Origin of the sequence: Leucobacter exalbidus, assembly GCF_017834145.1 — a bacterium.
In the GTDB taxonomy this organism is placed as follows: Bacteria; Actinomycetota; Actinomycetes; order Actinomycetales; family Microbacteriaceae; genus Leucobacter; species Leucobacter exalbidus.
This window is the reverse complement of record NZ_JAFIDA010000001.1, coordinates 2,660,734-2,678,674: the sequence shown is the minus strand read 5'-3', so window position 1 is coordinate 2,678,674 and position 17,941 is coordinate 2,660,734. Positions and strand designations below refer to the sequence as shown.

The 17,941-nt window shown below is 65.6% G+C and carries 13 protein-coding genes; 7 read left to right on the top strand and 6 right to left on the bottom strand.

What is annotated here, in order from left to right:
* Window positions 1-44: 44 nt before the first annotated feature.
* Window positions 45-1,721 (bottom strand): DEAD/DEAH box helicase, encoded by a 1,677-nt coding sequence (locus tag JOF28_RS12075; protein ID WP_209705966.1) that lies wholly within the window; start codon window positions 1,719-1,721, stop codon window positions 45-47.
* A 4-nt stretch (window positions 1,722-1,725) separates the two neighbouring features.
* Window positions 1,726-7,026, bottom strand: a complete 5,301-nt coding sequence (locus tag JOF28_RS12070) for an efflux RND transporter permease subunit (RefSeq protein ID WP_209705965.1) — start codon at window positions 7,024-7,026, stop codon at window positions 1,726-1,728.
* A gap of 54 nt (window positions 7,027-7,080) precedes the next feature.
* On the opposite strand from JOF28_RS12070, the gene JOF28_RS12065 reads away from it, so the two are divergent.
* Entirely contained in the window at window positions 7,081-8,379 is a 1,299-nt protein-coding gene (locus JOF28_RS12065) for a DUF445 domain-containing protein (protein WP_209705964.1), read from the top strand.
* Between the two features lie 68 nt (window positions 8,380-8,447).
* Here JOF28_RS12065 and JOF28_RS12060 read toward each other — a convergent pair whose 3' ends face one another.
* Window positions 8,448-9,083, bottom strand: a complete 636-nt coding sequence (locus tag JOF28_RS12060; RefSeq protein ID WP_209705963.1) for a hypothetical protein — start codon at window positions 9,081-9,083, stop codon at window positions 8,448-8,450.
* 134 nt (window positions 9,084-9,217) lie between these two features.
* Here JOF28_RS12060 and JOF28_RS12055 point away from each other — a divergent pair, with 134 nt between their 5' ends.
* On the top strand, window positions 9,218-9,403 hold the full coding sequence (locus JOF28_RS12055) for a DUF3073 domain-containing protein (RefSeq protein WP_209705962.1): 186 nt from the start codon (window positions 9,218-9,220) through the stop codon (window positions 9,401-9,403).
* A gap of 139 nt (window positions 9,404-9,542) precedes the next feature.
* Here the strand turns inward: JOF28_RS12055 and JOF28_RS12050 are convergent, their stop codons facing one another.
* The 3 genes from JOF28_RS12050 to JOF28_RS12040 form a co-directional block, all read right to left on the bottom strand.
* Window positions 9,543-10,283, bottom strand: a complete 741-nt coding sequence (locus JOF28_RS12050) for a phosphoglyceromutase (RefSeq protein ID WP_209705961.1) — start codon at window positions 10,281-10,283, stop codon at window positions 9,543-9,545.
* A 48-nt stretch (window positions 10,284-10,331) separates the two neighbouring features.
* A complete protein-coding gene (gene ygfZ / locus JOF28_RS12045; RefSeq protein WP_209705960.1) occupies window positions 10,332-11,462 on the bottom strand; it encodes a CAF17-like 4Fe-4S cluster assembly/insertion protein YgfZ in 1,131 nt (376 codons plus the stop codon).
* 251 nt (window positions 11,463-11,713) lie between these two features.
* Window positions 11,714-12,025 carry a hypothetical protein gene (locus JOF28_RS12040; RefSeq protein ID WP_342452168.1) on the bottom strand — a complete coding sequence of 104 codons (312 nt, stop codon included), beginning with the start codon at window positions 12,023-12,025 and terminating at the stop codon, window positions 11,714-11,716.
* Window positions 12,026-12,121: 96 nt separating this feature from the next.
* Here JOF28_RS12040 and JOF28_RS12035 point away from each other — a divergent pair, with 96 nt between their 5' ends.
* The 5 genes from JOF28_RS12035 to JOF28_RS12015 are packed head-to-tail and all read left to right on the top strand — an operon-like array spanning window position 12,122 to window position 17,937.
* Window positions 12,122-12,817: a winged helix-turn-helix transcriptional regulator gene (locus JOF28_RS12035; protein ID WP_209705959.1), complete on the top strand. Its 696-nt coding sequence runs from the start codon at window positions 12,122-12,124 to the stop codon at window positions 12,815-12,817.
* 44 nt (window positions 12,818-12,861) lie between these two features.
* The gene (gene mshD, locus JOF28_RS12030) at window positions 12,862-13,821 is read left to right on the top strand and encodes a mycothiol synthase (RefSeq protein WP_209705958.1); all 960 of its coding nucleotides are present in this window, start codon (window positions 12,862-12,864) and stop codon (window positions 13,819-13,821) included.
* On the top strand, window positions 13,818-15,941 hold the full coding sequence (locus tag JOF28_RS12025) for an RNA degradosome polyphosphate kinase (protein ID WP_209705957.1): 2,124 nt from the start codon (window positions 13,818-13,820) through the stop codon (window positions 15,939-15,941). The genes mshD and JOF28_RS12025 overlap by 4 nt, the downstream gene beginning before the upstream one ends.
* Window positions 15,938-16,978, top strand: a complete 1,041-nt coding sequence (locus tag JOF28_RS12020; RefSeq protein ID WP_245189962.1) for an NUDIX hydrolase — start codon at window positions 15,938-15,940, stop codon at window positions 16,976-16,978. Before JOF28_RS12025 ends, JOF28_RS12020 begins: the two co-directional genes overlap by 4 nt.
* On the top strand, window positions 16,975-17,937 hold the full coding sequence (locus JOF28_RS12015) for a diacylglycerol/lipid kinase family protein (RefSeq protein ID WP_209705956.1): 963 nt from the start codon (window positions 16,975-16,977) through the stop codon (window positions 17,935-17,937). Before JOF28_RS12020 ends, JOF28_RS12015 begins: the two co-directional genes overlap by 4 nt.
* Window positions 17,938-17,941: the final 4 nt, after the last annotated feature.

Here is a 17,941-nt window from a genome sequence, read left to right as displayed (position 1 = left end):
TAGCTATACCCTACATAAATGGGCCGCTTCGTGTGTCACTTTCATCAACGACTCGAGGACTGCCCCCGCGGCAAACGATCACCCGGAGTGAAGTCGGCGAAGAAGTTGGGCGTGATCTTTGCGTCGGCCAACAATTCATCGGTGCGCGCCTGCCGCACCCGCGAAATCAGCAGGGTGGCTTCGCCGTCACTGCCCGCGCGACCGGTGCGACCGGTGCGGTGCAGATAGGTTTTGTAATCTGCGGGAGGATCGGCCTGCACCACATAGTCCACGCCATCCACGTGAATACCGCGGGCGGCCACGTCGGTGGCCACCAGCACAGACACCTTGCCGGTGCTGAACTTTTCAAGGTTTAGCTCGCGGCGGGCCTGGCTCAGGTTGCCGTGCAGCTCAACGGCGCGCACGCCCTCAAGCTCGAGCAGATTGGTGACGGCTTCGGCGTAGGCGCGCGTGCGGCAGAACAGCATGGTGCGCCCGCGACGCTTGGCCAGCTGCACGAGCACCGCGTCGCGCTCCTCGCGCTTCACCACGAGCACATTGTGGTCGACGTTTCCGGGCGCACGCTCTTCAGCAATGTGCACCGCGGGGTCACGCAAGAACTCAGCCACCAGGTCTGCGACCTCGCCGTCAAGCGTGGCCGAGAACAGCAACCGCTGGCTGCCGCGCACGGTCTGGCGCAGCACCTTCTGCACGGCCTCGAGAAAGCCGAGCTCACACATGTGATCGGCCTCGTCAACGACGCTCACGAGCACCTCGCGCAGGTCGAGGCGACGGCGATCCACGAGATCCTGAATACGGCCGGGGGTGCCGATAATAATGTCGACCCCGCGCTCAAGCGCGTGAATCTGCGAGTCGATCGGCACACCGCCAACGAGCTGCGCCGTGTAGAACCCCACCGAGCGCGCCAGCGGCTGAATGGTGCGGTCGATCTGCAGCGCGAGCTCACGCGTCGGCGCCAGAATCAGTGCCTTCGGGTTGCGCACCGCGGGTGCCTTGCCACGCACACCGCGCTGGGCGGCGGCGGGCTTCGGCGTGCGGGGAATGAGCCCCTCGGCCTTCAGCTTCAGCATGCGCTCCACGAGCGCGGCACCGAAGGCAATGGTCTTACCCGACCCGGTGTTCGCGCGCCCGAGCACGTTACGGCCCGCGATCGAATCGGGGATCGTGGCGACCTGCACCGGAAACGGCGTCTCGGCGCCCAGCTCACCGAGCACGCGCACGAGGTTGCCGCCCAGGCCGAGATCGGCAAAGGTGACGCCAGCGGCGTCGGCCACCGTGGTGTGTACGGCCTCGGGCAGCGGGGCGCGGTGCAGCTCGCGCTGCCGCTCCATCGCTTCCTTCTGCGGGTCAACCGCGCGACCGTGCACGCGCGATGCACGCGCGGCCGCGTTCTTGCCGCCCGTGTAGCGCTCTGAAGCAAGTCGCTCAGAACTCTGGTGGCTCGTGGATTCTGATCCGGATCGCCCAGTAGCCGGGCGCCCTCCCACCAATCGCGGGGTGACCACGTTGGCTGATCCGCTCTTGCGGGGCGCCGACCGGTCGATGTTGCCACCGTTCTTGGCGCCGCCGTTCTTGCCGCCGTTCCCGTCGGTATCGCGAGACTTGCCGCCGCCAGCAGGCTTACCTGCGGCGTCGCGGAAGCGCGATGATTTGTTGCGGGGGTTGCGCCCCGGCTCGAAATTGGCGGGGGGTTTGAACCCACCGCTTCGGCCCTTGGCCATAAGACTAGTGCTCCTCGCTCGGCGATTTGCCGGTGTCATTTACCCGGTCGGAATCCTCCGCCGGGTGAGTTTTGGGGGCCGATGATTCGGCCGGATCGTTGGCACTGATGGGTGCCTGGTCAGAGGGTTCTGCAGCCGCAGGTTCGGTGCTGGCCTCCGCTGTTGGCTCGTCTGCAGGGCCACCCTCGGCCTCCTGCGTTGCCTCCCACATCAGCTGCTCCCAGTTCAGCTCTCCCGTAACGGGAGGGGCGGTCACCGGCGGCGCCTGGAACATGCCAGGGGGTGCCAGTGGACGGTTGATCGCTGGCGCCTCGGGTTCAGCCGACTCATCAGCGTCGTCAGAGCGCTCAGCTTCGTTGGATTCATCAGCTTCGTCGGCTTCGATGTCCCACGGTTCCTCTGCGGGAGCCGGGGCGGGGTCGGGCGCAACCACGGGCAGTACCTGCGTGGCAACGACGAGCTCGGGATCAGGCTCGACCTCGGGCATGAGCCGCGTTGCGGCGACCGCTGCGGGCTCGGGCGCAGCCTCGGCTTCAGCTTCAACCACCGGCGCAGCCTCGGGCACCGCCGCAGCCTCGACCTCAGCTTCAACCACCGGCGCAACTTCGCCAGGCATCAAGGGCAGCGAGATTTCCTCGTGGTCCTCGGGGGCTGCCGTTGCTGCGGAGCTTGCAGACTTCGCGCCCTGAGCTTCGGCCTCAAGCGGACCGGGCAGCACCAACGGAGCCAGATCGTCTCGCGAGGTCGGATCCCACACATCAGACGCAAACTTCGCAGGAGGCGTAGGCATGACGTCTTCAGTGAGCGGTTGCTCAGCCCGACGCAACCGCGCAGCCACGCTGGGGTCGACCGAGCGTGACACCAGCGGATTCTGGTCACCCGTGAACCCGAGATCTTCGAGCGCGAGGCTCATTTCGGCGGTCGCGGTCGACATTTCCACCGGCGCATCAGTGTTTGCGGGCTCGGTCACCACCGGAGCGGCTCGGGCCTTGCGCACACCCTCAGGTTCTGCTGATTCAGGCAGCACATCGAGCTCGGGGTCGAGCTCGGGCTGGGGCTCGGCCGTCTTGGCCTCACCAATTCCGGAGCTTTCACCAATTCCGGAGCCCAGCTCTCTCTCCGTGTCCGGAATTAGTGAATCTTCCGGAGTTACTGCGGCGGGAGCGTGCGCAGCAGGTGCAGCGGGCTCGGCAGGCTCAGGCGCAGCAGCCCGCACCGCAGAAACCAGACTCGGGGCCTCGTCCGCAGCATTTAGCTTGGGCGTGTAAGGCTCCGCCTGTTCGGGAAGAACCACAGGCGTGGGCTCTGCTGCGTGCGAGGGAGCAGGCGTCGTGCCCGCAGCATCAGCGGTTTCAGCTCCAGCGGTCTCAGCACCAGCCGCATCAGCGCTAATGGCCTCAGCACCTAGGTTTGCAGGAACCGTGGCAGCTTCAGCGGCTGCACCACCTGTAATGCCAGTGCCGGCGGCGATGCCAGCGGCTCCAACACCAGCGCCAGCAGCAGCGGCCGCCGCCGCCGTACTGGCTGCGTCAGCCTCACGCACGGCGCGTTCGATGCGTGACATTCGAGGTGCGCGGGGTTCACGTTGCTCACGCTGTTCACGCAGACGGCTGCGACGACGAGGCCCGGTGGGGGCATCATCGACCACTGTCTCCTGCGCGGCCTCACCATCAGCCTCGGATGTACTGTTCGCGGTGGTGTCAGCATCAGCGTCGGCGCTTGCCGGCCCATCACCAGCACCAGCACCAGCAACTCCGGCCCCAGCCCCTGTCAGCCCGGCGACAGCCGACCCGGCACCGGCAAGAGCGGCGCCCCCAACAGCAGAGCCAGCGCTCACCGCGCCAAACGGTATCGCACCGGCTGCATCAGATGCAGCACCGGCACCGGCCAAGCCTGCACCCGTTCCAGCACCAGCTAGATCAGCGCTACCGGCCGGCTCGGCACCCGCAATCACTCCGGCACCGCGGGCACGCCTCGGCCCGCCAGCGCGGCGACGCTCACCAGTGTCGCCGTCAAGACCACCAAGCCCAGCAACGCCAGCAACAGCAGCCTCACCACCAGCACCGCCGAGCCCGCCGGGCCCGCCCGTCCCACCAGGCCCGCCCGAGCGGCGCGGCCCACGGCCACGCCCCCGTCGCCCCTCGACCGCGTAGTACAGGGTCGGCAGCACAACGAGCGTCAGCACGGTCGATGACAGCAGCCCGCCGATCACGACGACGGCGAGCGGTTGCGAGATGAACCCGCCCTGCCCGGTGACGCCCAGCGCCATGGGCGTGAGCGCGAGAATGGTCGCGAGCGCCGTCATCACGATGGGGCGCAGACGCTGCAGGGTGCCGTGCAGCACCGCATCACGCAGCGCGTCACCGCGCGCACGGTACTGGTTCACCAGGTCGACGAGCACGATCGCGTTCGTGACGACGACACCGATGAGCATCAGCACACCAATCAGCGACGGAACCCCTAGCGGAATGCCCGTCAAGATCAGCAACAGCAACGCACCCGTCGCCGCGAACGGCACCGAGGCGAGCAACAAGAGCGGCTGCAGCAGGCTGCGGAACGTCGCCACCATCACGACGTACACAATCAGAATTGCGGCGAGCAACGCAATGCCCAGCTGTTCGAATGCTTCAGACTGCTGAGACATCACGCCGCCAACTGAGGCGGTCGCCCCGGCAGGCAGGTCGACCGTGTCGAGCGCGTTGCTGACCGCCGAGCCTGCAGCGGTCAGGTCGTCGCCCACGGGCAGCGCCGACACGGTAACCGTGCGGGCGCCATCGGCGGTGTGGATCGACACGGGCCCGTCGACCACTTCGAGCGCGGCAAGCGCGTCGAGGCGCTGCGGCCCGGTCGCGGTCTGGATCGCGAGCGCGGCGACCCCGGCGGGGTCGGTCGGAATCTCGTTCGCCACGAGGTACACACTGGTGACGTTTGCCTCGCGCGTGATCTGGCCGATCTGCTGCGGCTGCATCTGCTGCGCCATCTGGCCTGCGACCGCGGCTTCGCTGACCCCGGCCGAGGCCGCAAGCTCACGGTTCACCGTCACGCTCAGGTAGGGGCGTGACTGCCCCAGATCGCTTTCGACCTGCTGCAGCCCGGGCTCATCGCGCAGCGCGGCGAGCACCGCATCGCTGGCGTCGGCGAGGGTGGCCTGGTCTGGCGCCGCCACGTCAACGGCGATCGAGCTCGACATGCCTGCGCCGCCGCTCGACTGGCTAATGGCGAACTCACCGGCGTCGTCGAGGGCCGCGAGCTCGTCACGAATCTGGTCTTGCAGCTTCGCCTGATCGGCGTCGGCCGCCGTGGTGAGCGAGTAGTTCACCGCACCGTCACCGCCGCCGCCAAACATAGCGCCCATACCGCCGCCACCGCTGCCGATGGTGACCTGCACCGACTCGACCTCGGCGATGCCGTCGAGGCTTTCCTCGACGCGTTCGGCCTGCGCAAGCTGTGCTTCGAGGCTCGTGCCCGGTTCGAGCGTCTGCACGAGGCTGACCGAGTTTTGGCCGTCTGCGCCCATGAAGTTGGTCTTCATCAGCGGCGTCGCGGCAAACGTGCCGCCCAAAATCACCGCGGCAATGATGAGCGTGACCGCGGGCCGCGCAAGCGTCCATTCGATGATCGGGCGGTAGCCACGCTGCATCGCGGTGGCTGCCTCTGGGGCGTGGGCCTGCGAAGCTGATCCGGATCGCGCTGCGCGCCCCCAGATGCCCTTGCGCGGTGCGCGCCCCGGGGTCGTACGCAGAAACCAGAAAGCCAGCACGGGCACGATGGTGAGCGAGACGAGCAGCGATGCCACGAGGGCGATCGTCACCGTGAACGCGAAGGGTCTGAACAATTCGCCGACCATACCGGCGACGAAGGCCATCGGCAGGAACACCGCGACCGTCGTCACCGTTGAGGCGGTGATGGCGCCCGAGACCTCGCGCACAGCGCGCACGATCAGCTGCGCGCTCTGGCCCGCAGCCGCGTCGCCAGCTTCGCCCAGGTGCCGCTTAATGTTCTCAATCACCACGATCGAGTCATCGACCACGCGGCCGATGGAGATTGTCAGCGCGCCCAGCGTGAGCATGTTGAGGGTGTAATCGGCAAAGTTTAAGCCGATAAAGGTGAACAGCACCGAGACCGGAATGGAGATCGCGGTGACCAGCGTCGCGCGCACCGACATCAAGAACACCAAGATGACGAGCACCGCGAAGAGCAGGCCGAGCAGCCCCTCGGTGGTGAGCGTTTCTACCGAATCTTCAATGTAGGGCGCCTGGTCAAAGATGACCGACACCTTGGCGCCGTCAAGCTGCGAAGCCAGCGCATCGAGCTCGGTCTGCACCGCGTGCGATACCTCAACCGTGTTCGCCGCCGACATCTTCGTGACCGCGATCGTGAGCGCGGGCTTCCCGTCCACGCGCGAAATGCTCGACTCGGGGGCCTGCTCAATTGCGACCGCGGCAACGCTGCCGATTGTGATCGGCGGCGCGGGCTCGGCGGGCATATCGGGCGCGGGCAGTTGGCCCGGAGTGAGCGCTCCCCCGACCTCAAGCTCTGCGGGCGCGGGCGGCAGCGGGGTGCCCGCGATCGGCAACGCCGCAATGTCTTCGGCCGAGGTCACAGTCGACCCCGCCTGCACCGCGAGCGTGCGGTTATCTTCGCTGACGGTGCCGCCGGCGATCAGCACACCACTTTGCTGCAGCGTGTCAGTGAGCGTCTGCGTCGTCAGCCCGGCAGCTGCGAGCGCCCCCAGATCGGGCCGAATCACGACCCGTTCAGCGCGGTCACCCGACAGCTGGGCATCGCGCACACCGTCAATGTCGCTGAGCTTGGGGGTTACCAGTCGCGTGACGAGCGCCGCGGCGTCCTCAGCGCTTTGCCCCTCAGCCGGTGTGACCGCCACCTGAATCACGGGGAAGTCGTCGATGCTGCCCGAGATCACCTGGGTGTCAGCCTCGGCCGGCAACATCGCTGAGATGCGGCTAATGGCCCGTTCAACCTTTTGCTCGGTGACCGCAAGGTCGACACCGTACGTGAACTGGGCCAACACCATCGATGATCCGGTGCTTGAGGTAGCGCTCGTGCCTTCGAGCTGCGGCACCCCGCGCAACGCCGTTTCGATGGGCCCCGAAACGTCGGCATTCACGACCTCGGGGGCCGCGCCCGGATAGGTCGCTACGACCGCGATGGCCGGAAACTGGACTGAGGGCATCAGCTCCTGTTTCAGTGAACCTACCCCGATCACGCCGAACACCGCGGCCACAATGGTCACAAGCGCGATGAGTGCGCGATTCTTCAGGCTGAACGCCGTGAGCAGATGCATGTCTTTGATTATTCCATGCGCGACCGCACAGCGCCCGGGAGCATAATGACTGGTATGTCGCCGACCCGCCCCCGCCGCACGCTTGGAGCCCGCACGCCCGAAGATTTTGAGCGGCTCGGAGGTCTGCGCCGCATGCAGATCATCGCGCTTGCGCTGCTCGGGTTTATGGCCGTGCTGTTTGTTATTTCGTTTCTGCTGCAGGGGGTGCACCCGGCCTGGGGGTACGTGCGGGCAGCCAGCGAGGGCGGCATGGTCGGTGCACTCGCAGACTGGTTTGCGGTCACCGCGCTGTTTCGCCACCCCATGGGCATCAAGATTCCGCACACCAATCTCATCTCGCGCAAGAAAGATGAGATCGGTGAGGGCCTGGGGTCGTTCATCGAAGATAACTTTCTGGCCGAAGATGTGGTGCACGACAAACTGGCCAACATTAGTGGCGCGCGGGCCGCTGGCGCCTGGCTCACGGGCCCCGCTGGCGCACGCCGCACCAGCGACCTCGCGGCGGCCGCGGCGCTGGGCGCCCTCGATGTGCTCGATGACGATGACGTGCGCGCGTTTGTCGAGTCGCTCGTACGCCGACACATCGTCGACCCCGAGTGGGGGCCGCTGGCCGGCCGTGCGATTGAATCGTTCATCTCGGGTGAGCACGAGGAAGCGCTCATTGACATCGCCGCCGATCGCTTCGGTGACTGGCTCGACGCCCACCCCGGCGCGTTCGACCAGGTCGCGTCTTCGCAGCTGCCGGCGTGGATGCCGAGCGTGCTCGATCGCTTCATTGATCAGCGGCTCCACACCGAGGCCGTACGGTTTGCGCGCCGCGTCAGCGAAGACCGCAGCCATCCGTTTCGCGTGGCCCTACGTAAGTTCTTGCAAGACCTGGCGCGAGATTTGCAGCAGCAGGAACACTTGCGTGCGCAGCTCGAGACGTTTAAGCACGAGGTCTTTGACAGCCCCCGCATTCGCGCGCTGGCCGAAAGCACGTGGGAAGCAACGCGTGCGGCCGTCGTCGACATGCTGGGCGACCCCGAGAGCGAACTGCGGTCACGCATGACCGCCGCGGCAGAGGACTTTGGGCGCAAGCTGCTCGCCGACGCCACCCTGCAGTACAAGATCGATGTTTGGGTGATGGGGGTCGTCGAGCACCTCGTGCGTGAGTACCGTCACGACCTCGGGCACATTGTGACTGAGACGGTGCAGCGCTGGGATGCGCAGGAGGCCGCTGAGAAGATCGAACTACAGGTCGGCCGTGACCTGCAGTTCATTCGCATCAACGGCACCGTGGTGGGCGCCCTTGCGGGTCTCGCGATCTTCACGGTGGCGACGCTCGTGCTCGCCCCGCTCGCTATCGGCTAGCGGTTGACCTGACGCGCCGTGTGCTGACGGGCCTTGAGCTGACGCACCTGCGTTTGGCCCGCTATTGCTTACTTCGCGAAGCTAATGGGAATCAGCAGGTCTTGCACGCGGTCATTGACCGCGGTGTGATCGGCGCGGGTGGTGATGGCGCAGCGCGTGACTGTGCAGTCAAGGCCCTCGGTTTGGGCGGCGGGCACCAGCAGACTGGTCGTGAAGCTGCCCGTTTTGGGGTCGTTGTAGCCCTGTGTCGCAAACGCACGCCAGGCCCAATCGTCTGAGATCCACACGCTCGAGAACTTCGAGGTGTCGGCCGACTCTTCGGTTGCGCCCTCAGGAATTCCGCCGAGGCAGGGGCCAGGCTTCACCGAGGGGTCACTCGGGATCGCACAGATGGCGACATATATGCCGATTGCGGCATCAAAACCCGAGCCAGTAACAGTGAGCGACTCGCCCGGCCGCACACTGGCGGGATCAAAAGATTCGCCCGAAGTTTCGGTGACCTCGAGGCTGCGCGTGCGACCGTCAGCCCCCGTCGCAGAGACCTCTGAAACATAGTCAATGGGGAGAGCTTGCCCAGATCCGCCCGCACTTTTATGCGTCAAAATAGGCGCAAGTATGGCCACCACAGCGATGAGCACGACCACCGCAACCGCGAGTAAGGCAAACAGAATAATTCTGTTGCGTCGAGCACGCGAAATCTTCATTCCCTCATCCTATCCGGCGCCCCAGCGCACTGCATGCGTGACCGGTCATGCTAGAATCGCCACCATACGTCTATTTCAATTGGTACCTGCCTCGTGGTAATTTCGCGGGGCCCGAATGTGTAAGGGGGTCACGCATGGGGCGCGGCCGTCAGAAAGCAAAGCACACAAAGGTCGCCAGGGAGCTGAAGTATTTCAGTCCCGATACGAACTACAATGCGCTTGAACGTGAACTCGCGGCGAAAGCCGAAGCTCAAAACAATGAAGACCCTTGGGCGGAGTACGCGAACAAGTACGGCGCCGAAGAAGAGGAAGAGGAATAACTCCTCCTCGCTTCGCAGTACATCAGATACCTGAGCGTGCGAGACGTCTCAGCTCTCCAGCTATCTGAGCGCGTAAGAAAGGGCCCCTCTTCCGAGGGGCCCTTTCTTTGAATCTGCGCGTCGCCGTGAGGCGCGCTGGTTACTTACCCTGCGCAGCCACTGCGGCAGCGCCAGCGGCAGCAGCCTCAGGATCAAGGTAAGTGCCGGCGCCACTGGGGGTGCCGTCTTCGCCGATCTCGTAAACGAGGGGCATACCGGTGGGGATGTTCAGCCCGGCGATGTCTTCGTCAGAGATGCCTTCGAGGTGCTTCACAAGGGCGCGCAGCGAGTTGCCGTGTGCCGTCACGAGTACGGTCTTGCCCGCGCGCAGGTCGGGCAGAATCACGTTCTCCCAGTACGGGATCAGGCGAGTAACAACGTCTTCGAGGCACTCGGTCTGAGGGCGCTCTCCGTCGATGCCCTCGTAGCGCGCATCGTTGGCCTGCGACCACTCGTTGGAGTCTTCGAGCACGGGCGGCGGGGTGTCGTACGAACGACGCCACTCCATGAACTGCGTCTCACCGTACTTCTGCAGTGTCTCGGCCTTATCAAGGCCCTGCAGTGCACCGTAGTGGCGCTCGTTCAAGCGCCATGAGCGCACAACGGGAATCCACATGCGGTCGGCGGCTTCGAGTGCCAGGTTGGCGGTCTGAATCGCACGGCTCAGCACCGAAGTGTACAGCACATCAGGGAGCACCCCCGACTCAGCGAGCAGTTCGCCGGCGCGCGCCGCTTCACCGCGTCCCTGATCGGTGAGGCGTACGTCAACCCATCCCGTGAACAGGTTCTTTTCGTTCCATTCGCTCTGGCCGTGGCGCAGCAAAATCAGCTTGTTCGTCATATCTCCAGCTTAGTTTGTTGGGCGCCTCGGCGCACAAAGCACCGCTGTTTAGAGCCGTTTCAGCCGCGGAATGTCGCGCGAGGCACCGGCATCGGCGGGCACAATGACTTCTTGTGACGCGGCGATCACATCGCCCTCGCTTGATTTGGGGTCTGCGCCGGCGTCGCCGCTGCGCACCTCGAGCTCTGCATCCTCGGGCACCGATCGCTTTAGCAGGGCCAGCGCAATGCCGCCCCACTCGTAGTGCAGCGTGGCGCGGGTGATGCGGCCCACGGGGCGCGCTTCAGGGTCCTTAGCTGTGTCTGCGAGATACACGAGCGCGCCGGGCACCGGCAGCTCGCCCCGAAAACCATCGAGGTGCAGCAGCGTCAGCCGGCGAGGCGGCCGCCCGAGGTTGTGCACCTTGGCGACGGTCTCTTGCCCGCGGTAGCACCCCTTCGTGAGGTGCACGGCGGTGCGCATCCAGTCAAACTCGTGTGCGATGGAGCGCTCGTCGAGGTCACCGTGCTGGGTAGGGCGCCAGGCGCGCACCTCAAGCGCGGCAAGCGCCATCAATCCCGCGGCGCGCACGTCGGGGCCGAGCCCCGCGGTAACGGCGGCCAGGCGGTCGCGCGCGAACACGCACTGCGTGAATTCCCAGTGGGCACCAGCATGCTCGCCGCGCGCATACTGCACACCGCCGCGCTGCACGCCCTGCCACGGGTCAACCCATTCAACTTCAGGGTTTAGCTCGCGCAGCAACCGCAGGGCAGCGCCGTTGCCGAACGCGCCTACCACCGCAAAGTCTTCGCTGCGATTAGCGACGACGACGCGCAGTGCGAAACGCATGCGCGTCAAGAACGCCGTCAGCCGCTCGGCCAGCCCCTCGTCAACGAGCAACCAGCTTTGGGTGCCGTCGTCAACGACCCTGATCGCATACTCGATACGCCCATTGGGGTCGAGCAGCAGGGTCTCAGTGCTTTCGCCGGGTCGCAGCCCTGTGAGCTGCTGACTCGTCATCGAGTTCAGCCATGACAACCGGTCATCACCCGACACCACCACGATGCCGCGGTGGGACAGGTCAACGACAGCGGTGCCGCCTTCAAGGGCACGCTGCTCACGCAGCGGCTCCCCGTAGTGGGCGGCCACACCGGTGGCCTCGTCAGCGATCGCTGCGGGGAGATCGAGAAATACGCTCATCGCCGCAGACTGTTCGTTAATGGAAAGCGCTTCTAGTGCTGACCTTTGAAGAGCTTGTAGATAACGGTGCCAGAGACCCAAGCAATCGCGAGCGATGCGAGACCCAGGAGTCCAAGAAAGAAGAGTTCAAGTGCAAGCAGCATGCGGTCAGTCTAGCAACTCGTGAGCGCTTTGCGGTGCCATGCGGCACAGATGTCGCGACGGCCCATCCCAGCGGCGAGATACGGCTCAGCCTTACTGCTAGTCAGCCGCTAGAAAAGACGCGTCGCGATCAGCACGGCGATGTCGATCGCGGCGATGATGACCACTGATCCGGCGACGCTAAAAGAGACTCGCGTGATGAATCCGACGCGTTCGGCCGTGCCGATCTGCAGCGCAAAGGTGACGAGGGTCGACACACCGACGGCGAGCACGAGCCAAGAAAAACGATCACTTTCTTGCACGAGCACTGTCACCAGCACTCCCATCACCAGCGCAGCGGCCCACGCAGTAATGAGGCGGGGGACGTGCCAGGACTGCACACTCGACATTTCGGGTGCGTCTGGCTCGGTGGTGTCGTTCACCTGGCCATTGTCCCACAGCCCGGGTGGCAACGGGGTCTATGCCGCGACCAGTAATATGGTCGACGACCCCACCTCCGTCGGCGAAGGGACGCGCCCATGCAGCTACTCTGCCTCACTGACCGCGCCCCGGCAGATGCCCTGCCCTCGCTTGAGCTGCTGGTCCACGACCTGCGGGTTTCCCCGCTGGGGCTGCGGTTACCGCCCGCCATGCGCTCGCAGTATGACTGCATCATTGTCGACGGTTCGCACAATGTGCGGCTTGCGCGCGAGGTGTGTAAAGAGCTCGCCTCCACCAGTTGCGCCCCGCGCATCGCGGTGCTCCCCGAGTCTGCGCTCGGCGTGGTGCAGCCCGACTGGGGTGTCAGCGACGTGTTGCTTCCCGGCGCCGGGCCCGCAGAGATTGAACTGCGTCTGCGGCTTTTGCGCCCCGCGGTCAACGTGGCCGAGCAGGGCGCCCAAACTGAGGTGCACGCCGCCGGTGTAGTCATCGACGAGGCCAACTTCACCGCCCGCCTCCACGGCCGGCCACTCGACCTGACCTACAAAGAGTTTGAGCTGCTCTACTTCTTAGTCGCGCACCCCGAGCGCGTGTTCACACGTGAACAGCTGCTGTCTGAGGTGTGGGGCACCGACTACTTCGGCGGCACCCGCACGGTTGACGTGCATGTGCGCAGGTTGCGTGCCAAGCTGGGTGAGCACGATGGCCTCATCAGCACGGTGCGCGGCGTGGGCTACGGCTTTGCCCGTGCGCGCGACACGCCCGAGGATGACCATCAGGCAGACGCCGAGTAAATTTTCCTCGCGTAACCGCGCCCCCGCGCAGTGAAGGAGCACCGATGTCGAACCCGCAACTGCACGCTGTGACACAGCCCGAATCGCTGGCGCACGCCCGCGCGCTGCTCACCGAGATTGAGCTCGCCGACGGCGCATCGCCCGTATCTGACCAGGCAATGCTGGCCGCGGCCGCCGGCCTCCGCGAGCTGTTTCTCATCACGGCGGGCGACCCGCTCCCCGCGAGCCACTCCATTCCCGCAGACCTTGCGGGCGTCGGCATCATCGGCGAGGGCGAGCTCGACCTCGCCATCATCGCGGGCCTGCGCTCCCCCGAATTCACGGCGCAGACCCTGCGCCTGCTGCTCGAGCGTGCCCCGGGCGAAGTGCGCTCGTGGGTGCACGGCGACCGCCCCGAGACCGATGCCGCGCTGACCGCGGCGGGTTTCCACCCCGCACGGTCGCTGTACCGCATGGCTCTTGATCCGGATCTGCTGCCCACCGACCAAGTTGCGCCGCTCGCGCTTCCCACCCCCGCCGGGCTGCGGTTGCGGGCGTTTGGCGCGGAGGCGAGCGTCGACGCCGATGCGGCCGCGTGGGTCGCGGCGAACGCTGCCGCGTTCGCGACGCACCCCGAGCAGGGCCGCATCACGGTCGCCGATTTCGCCCAGATGCGCCTCGAGCCCTGGTTTGACAGTGATGATTTGCTGCTGCTCGACGCGGGCGGCGAGCTTGCCGGATCAACCTGGGTGAAGACGCTGCGCGATGGCGGCGACGTGTCGTGCGAGCTGTACGCCGTGGGCGTGCGCCCCAGCTATGCGGGCCAGGGATTGGGCAAGCTGCTACTCCGGGCCACGCTCGCGCGCATGGCCGAGCACCGCCCCAGCGCCGTCAGCCTGTACGTCGACGGTGACAACAGCACCGCCGTGGGGCTGTATGAACGCGCCGAGTTCACCATTGATTCACGTAGCCGCCAGTGGCTAAGGCCCGATTTGGGCACCCCTAGTGACAGAATGGACACATGAGCGAAGAAACCAGCATCGTCCAGGGCGTAGAAGCCCTGCCGGCAGACCGCTACATCGATCGCGAGCTCAGTTGGCTCGCATTTAATCAGCGCGTCCTTGAGCTCGCTGAGGATGCCACGGTTCCGCTGCTTGAGCGCGCAAACTTTCTCGCGATCTTCGCGTCAAACCTCGACGAGTTCTTTATGGTGCGCGTCGCCGGGTTGAAGCGCCGCATCGTCACCGGTCTCGCCGTGCCCACCAATGTGGGGCGCGCCCCCACTGACGTGCTCGCCGACATTAACCGGGTTGCCTACGAACTGCAACTGCGGCACGCGACCTGCTTTAAGGAGCAGGTGCAGCCCAAGCTTGCCGAGGCCGGCATTCGTATCGTCGAGTGGTCAGAGCTTGATAGCGCAGACCGCGAAATTCTCACGAACTACTACGAGCACAACATTTACCCCGTGCTGATGCCGCTCGCTGTTGACCCGGCTCACCCGTTCCCCTACATTTCGGGCCGCGCCCTCAACGTGTCGATTCGCGTGTTCAACCCCAACACCGAAAAGACCGAGTTTGCGCGCCTCAAGGTGCCGCAAATGATTCCGCGTTATGTGCGCGTGGATCGCCGCGAAACCGAAGACGATGTGCGTTACATTCCGCTCGAAGCGCTCATCGCGAACCAGCTCGACGGGCTCTTCCCCGGCATGCAGGTACTCGACCACCACGTCTTCCGTGTCACACGCAACGAAGACATGGAGATCGAGGAAGACGAGACCGAGAACCTCATTCAGGCGCTCGAGAAAGAGCTGCTGCGTCGCCGCTTCGGCCCGCCCATTCGCCTCGAGATCTCTGATGACATGGACGAGGCCACTCTCGACCTGCTCGTGCGCGAGTTCGATATCGATGCCGAGCAGGTGTACACGCTGCCCGCGCCGCTCGATCTGAGTGGCCTGTTCGCGCTCGCACGCATTCCCCGCCCAGACCTCAAGTTTGCGCCGCATATTCCGGTCACGCACCCGAAGTTTCGCACGAACTCGCCCAGTGACAAGCCCGATACGTTCGCGGCGATCGCACGCCGCGAGGTGCTCGTGCACCACCCGTACGAGTCATTCGCCACGAGTGTGCAGGCGTTCCTCGAGCAGGCAGCCACCGACCCCGATGTGCTCGCTATTAAGCAGACCCTGTACCGCACCTCGGGCGATAGCCCCATCGTTGCCGCGCTGATCAAGGCGGCCGAGGCCGGCAAGCAGGTGCTCGCGCTCGTTGAGGTGAAGGCCCGCTTCGATGAGGAAGCCAACATTTCGTGGGCCCGCAAACTGGAGCAGGCTGGTGTGCACGTGGTGTACGGCATGGTGGGCCTGAAGACCCACTGCAAGCTTGTGCAGGTGATTCGCGACGAGGGCGACCGGCTCGCGCACTACTGCCACATCGGCACCGGTAACTACAACCCGAAGACCAGCCGCATCTACGAAGACTTTGGGCTGTTCACCTCGTCACCCGACGTGGGGCGCGACGTCACGAAGCTCTTCAATGTGCTCTCGGGCTACGCCATCGAAACCGATTACGACCGGTTGCTCGTGGCCCCGCTGCAGCTGCGCCAAGGTCTGCTCGACCGCATCGCCCGCGAGGCCGATAACGCCCGCGCCGGGCTGCCCAGTGGCATCAAGTTGAAGGCCAACTCGATGGTCGACGAGGCCATCATCGATGCGCTGTACGTGGCCAGCCAGGCCGGAGTGCCTATCGAGGTCTGGGTACGCGGCATTTGCTCGATTCGCGCCGGGGTCCCCGGGCTGTCTGAAACGATTCAGGTGCGCTCGGTGCTCGGCCGTTACCTCGAGCACTCACGCATCTACGCTTTTGAGAATGCCGGATCGCGTGAGATCTTCATCGGCAGCGCCGACCTCATGCACCGCAACCTCGATCGCCGCATCGAGGTGCTCGTGCAGTTGACCGACCGTGAGCACCTCGCGCGCATCGACCGCTTCTTTGAGTTTGCGTTCAGCGACGAAGTATCGTCGTGGCGCATGCTCGCCGATGGTACCTGGCAGCGCCGAATTGTTAATGAGCGAGGTGACCTGCTCCCAGACCTGCAAGACCTCGTGATGAACGACCGCACCCAGGCGCGGTCACGGAGACCCCGTTGAGTCGCGAAATTCTTGCCGCGGGCACCGTCTGCTGGCGTCGCGTGCCCGCCGAAGCCGCTGCCCGATCGGGCACGGGCACCCCGGCGAGCGCTACGACCGTCGCGGGCGGCTCGGCCGCTACGGCCGGCGCCGCTGTGGTGCCCCCCGTTGATCAGCTGATGGTGTTGCTCATTCACCGCACCAAACAGGGTGATGTGTCCTTCCCCAAGGGCAAGGTTGACCCCGGCGAGAGCATGCCACAGGCGGCCGTGCGCGAAACGCACGAGGAGACCGGGCTGCAGGTCTCGCTCGGCCTCAACCTGGGCACCATTAACTACACCGTGGGCGATACCGCCCGCAAAACGGTGCAGTACTGGGCCGCTGAGGTGACCCCCGCGTGTGCGCTGGCGTCTACGTTCACCCCCAATCGTGAGGTGCAGGCCCTCGAGTGGGTGCCCGCGTCGCGTGCCCGCGCCCGTCTGAGCTATAAAGCCGACCGCGAGCTCTTTGACGTGTTTTTGCGGCTGGCTTCGCACGATCTGCTCGACACGTTCTCGGTGACGCTGCTGCGGCATGCCAAGGCCGCGCCGCGCAGCCCGCTCTCCCCCGAGGATCACCAGCGGCCGCTCACCACGGTGGGTGACGAACAGGCCGAGGTGTTGGTGCCGTCGCTTGCAGCCTTCGGGCCGCGGCGCATCTACTCGTCGACGGCGGTGCGCTGCCTCGAGACCGTGGCGCCGATTGCCGAGCACCTTGACAAGCGGGTGCGCGCTAACGAGGCGCTGAGCCAAGATTTTTGGGATGCCGGCGATTTATCGCTCACCCGTTCACTCGTGGGCAAAATCGTGAAGCGTGGCAAGAACGCGATTGTGTGCAGCCACCGGCCGGTGCTGCCCGATCTCGCCCGCGAACTCGTGCTCGCCACCGGCAGCGTGCCCGGTGACTATTTGGCCGAGGCGACCGCGCTGCCGCCCGGCGGATTTTCGGTGTTTCACTTCTCACGCACCCGCCCGGGTGCTGGCATTCTTGGGGTCGAAATGTACCCCTTTAAGCATTGACCGGCGCCCCGCGCTCGCCCGCTCATCTCCCCTTCGCGCTCGTCGTGAACCCCGCTTCAGCGCTGGGGCGGGGGCCGCGGGTGGCAGCGAAGGTGGGCCGTGCCCTGCGCGCGGCCGGGGTGACCTGGGTCACGATTTCGGCGTCTTCGGCGGCTGAGAGCCAGCGGCAGCTGGCGCAAGAGATTGCTGGCGGCCTGCGCGGCCTGATTTTGGTCGGCGGCGACGGGCTCATCAGCACCGTGTTGCAGGTGCCCACGGCCAGAAAGCTGCCCATCGGCATCGTGCCCGCGGGCAGCGGCAACGATTTTGCGCGCCAGTTTGATCTGCCGCGCCACCCCGCCACCGCGGTGACGGGGCTGCTCGCCGCCGAAGTGCGACCGCGGCGGGTCGACCTTGGGAGGGTCACATTTCACGGCGCTGATGGCAGCCCTCGCGAGCATTGGTTCGCGGGCGGGCTCTCCATCGGCTTTGATGCCGCGATCAATCGTCGTGCGAACGCGCTGCGGCTGCCCATCGGCCCGCTGCGCTACGCCTACGGTCTGATCGCCGAGATCTTGGCGCTGCGCACGCGCACGTTCCGCATCTCGCAGCAGACCCCGCGCACACAGACCCCGCACACGCAGCAGACCGCTGACCGCAGCTACACCGGGCTGTTGGCCACGGTGATGAACATTCGCACGCTCGGCGGCGGGATCCCAATCTCACCTCTATCGCGTACTGATGACGGGCGGCTCGAGCTGGTCGAGGTATCGCACGCCCGCAAGCTGCGGCTGTTCAGCGTGCTGGGGCTGCTCGCCCGCGGCCAACACACCACCCTCCCCGAGGTGCGCATCACCTCGGTGGAGAGTGTGTGTATCGACGCGGGCGATGAGATCGCATTTGCCGACGGCGACGAAGTGGGCGTTGGCCCGTTTCATGTGCAGTCGATGCCCGGCGCGCTCACTGTTCTAGCGGCGTAGCCCC

Bases quoted from the DNA above. Each gene is read 5' to 3' on its own strand.
- JOF28_RS12075 (WP_209705966.1), bottom strand. From the start codon at position 1,721: ATGGCCAAGGGCCGAAGCGGTGGGTTCAAACCCCCCGCCAATTTCGAG.
- JOF28_RS12070 (WP_209705965.1), bottom strand. From the start codon at position 7,026: ATGCATCTGCTCACGGCGTTCAGCCTGAAGAATCGCGCACTCATCGCG.
- JOF28_RS12065 (WP_209705964.1), top strand. From the start codon at position 7,081: ATGTCGCCGACCCGCCCCCGCCGCACGCTTGGAGCCCGCACGCCCGAA.
- JOF28_RS12060 (WP_209705963.1), bottom strand. From the start codon at position 9,083: ATGAAGATTTCGCGTGCTCGACGCAACAGAATTATTCTGTTTGCCTTA.
- JOF28_RS12055 (WP_209705962.1), top strand. From the start codon at position 9,218: ATGGGGCGCGGCCGTCAGAAAGCAAAGCACACAAAGGTCGCCAGGGAG.
- JOF28_RS12050 (WP_209705961.1), bottom strand. From the start codon at position 10,283: ATGACGAACAAGCTGATTTTGCTGCGCCACGGCCAGAGCGAATGGAAC.
- ygfZ (WP_209705960.1), bottom strand. From the start codon at position 11,462: ATGAGCGTATTTCTCGATCTCCCCGCAGCGATCGCTGACGAGGCCACC.
- JOF28_RS12035 (WP_209705959.1), top strand. From the start codon at position 12,122: ATGCAGCTACTCTGCCTCACTGACCGCGCCCCGGCAGATGCCCTGCCC.
- mshD (WP_209705958.1), top strand. From the start codon at position 12,862: ATGTCGAACCCGCAACTGCACGCTGTGACACAGCCCGAATCGCTGGCG.
- JOF28_RS12025 (WP_209705957.1), top strand. From the start codon at position 13,818: ATGAGCGAAGAAACCAGCATCGTCCAGGGCGTAGAAGCCCTGCCGGCA.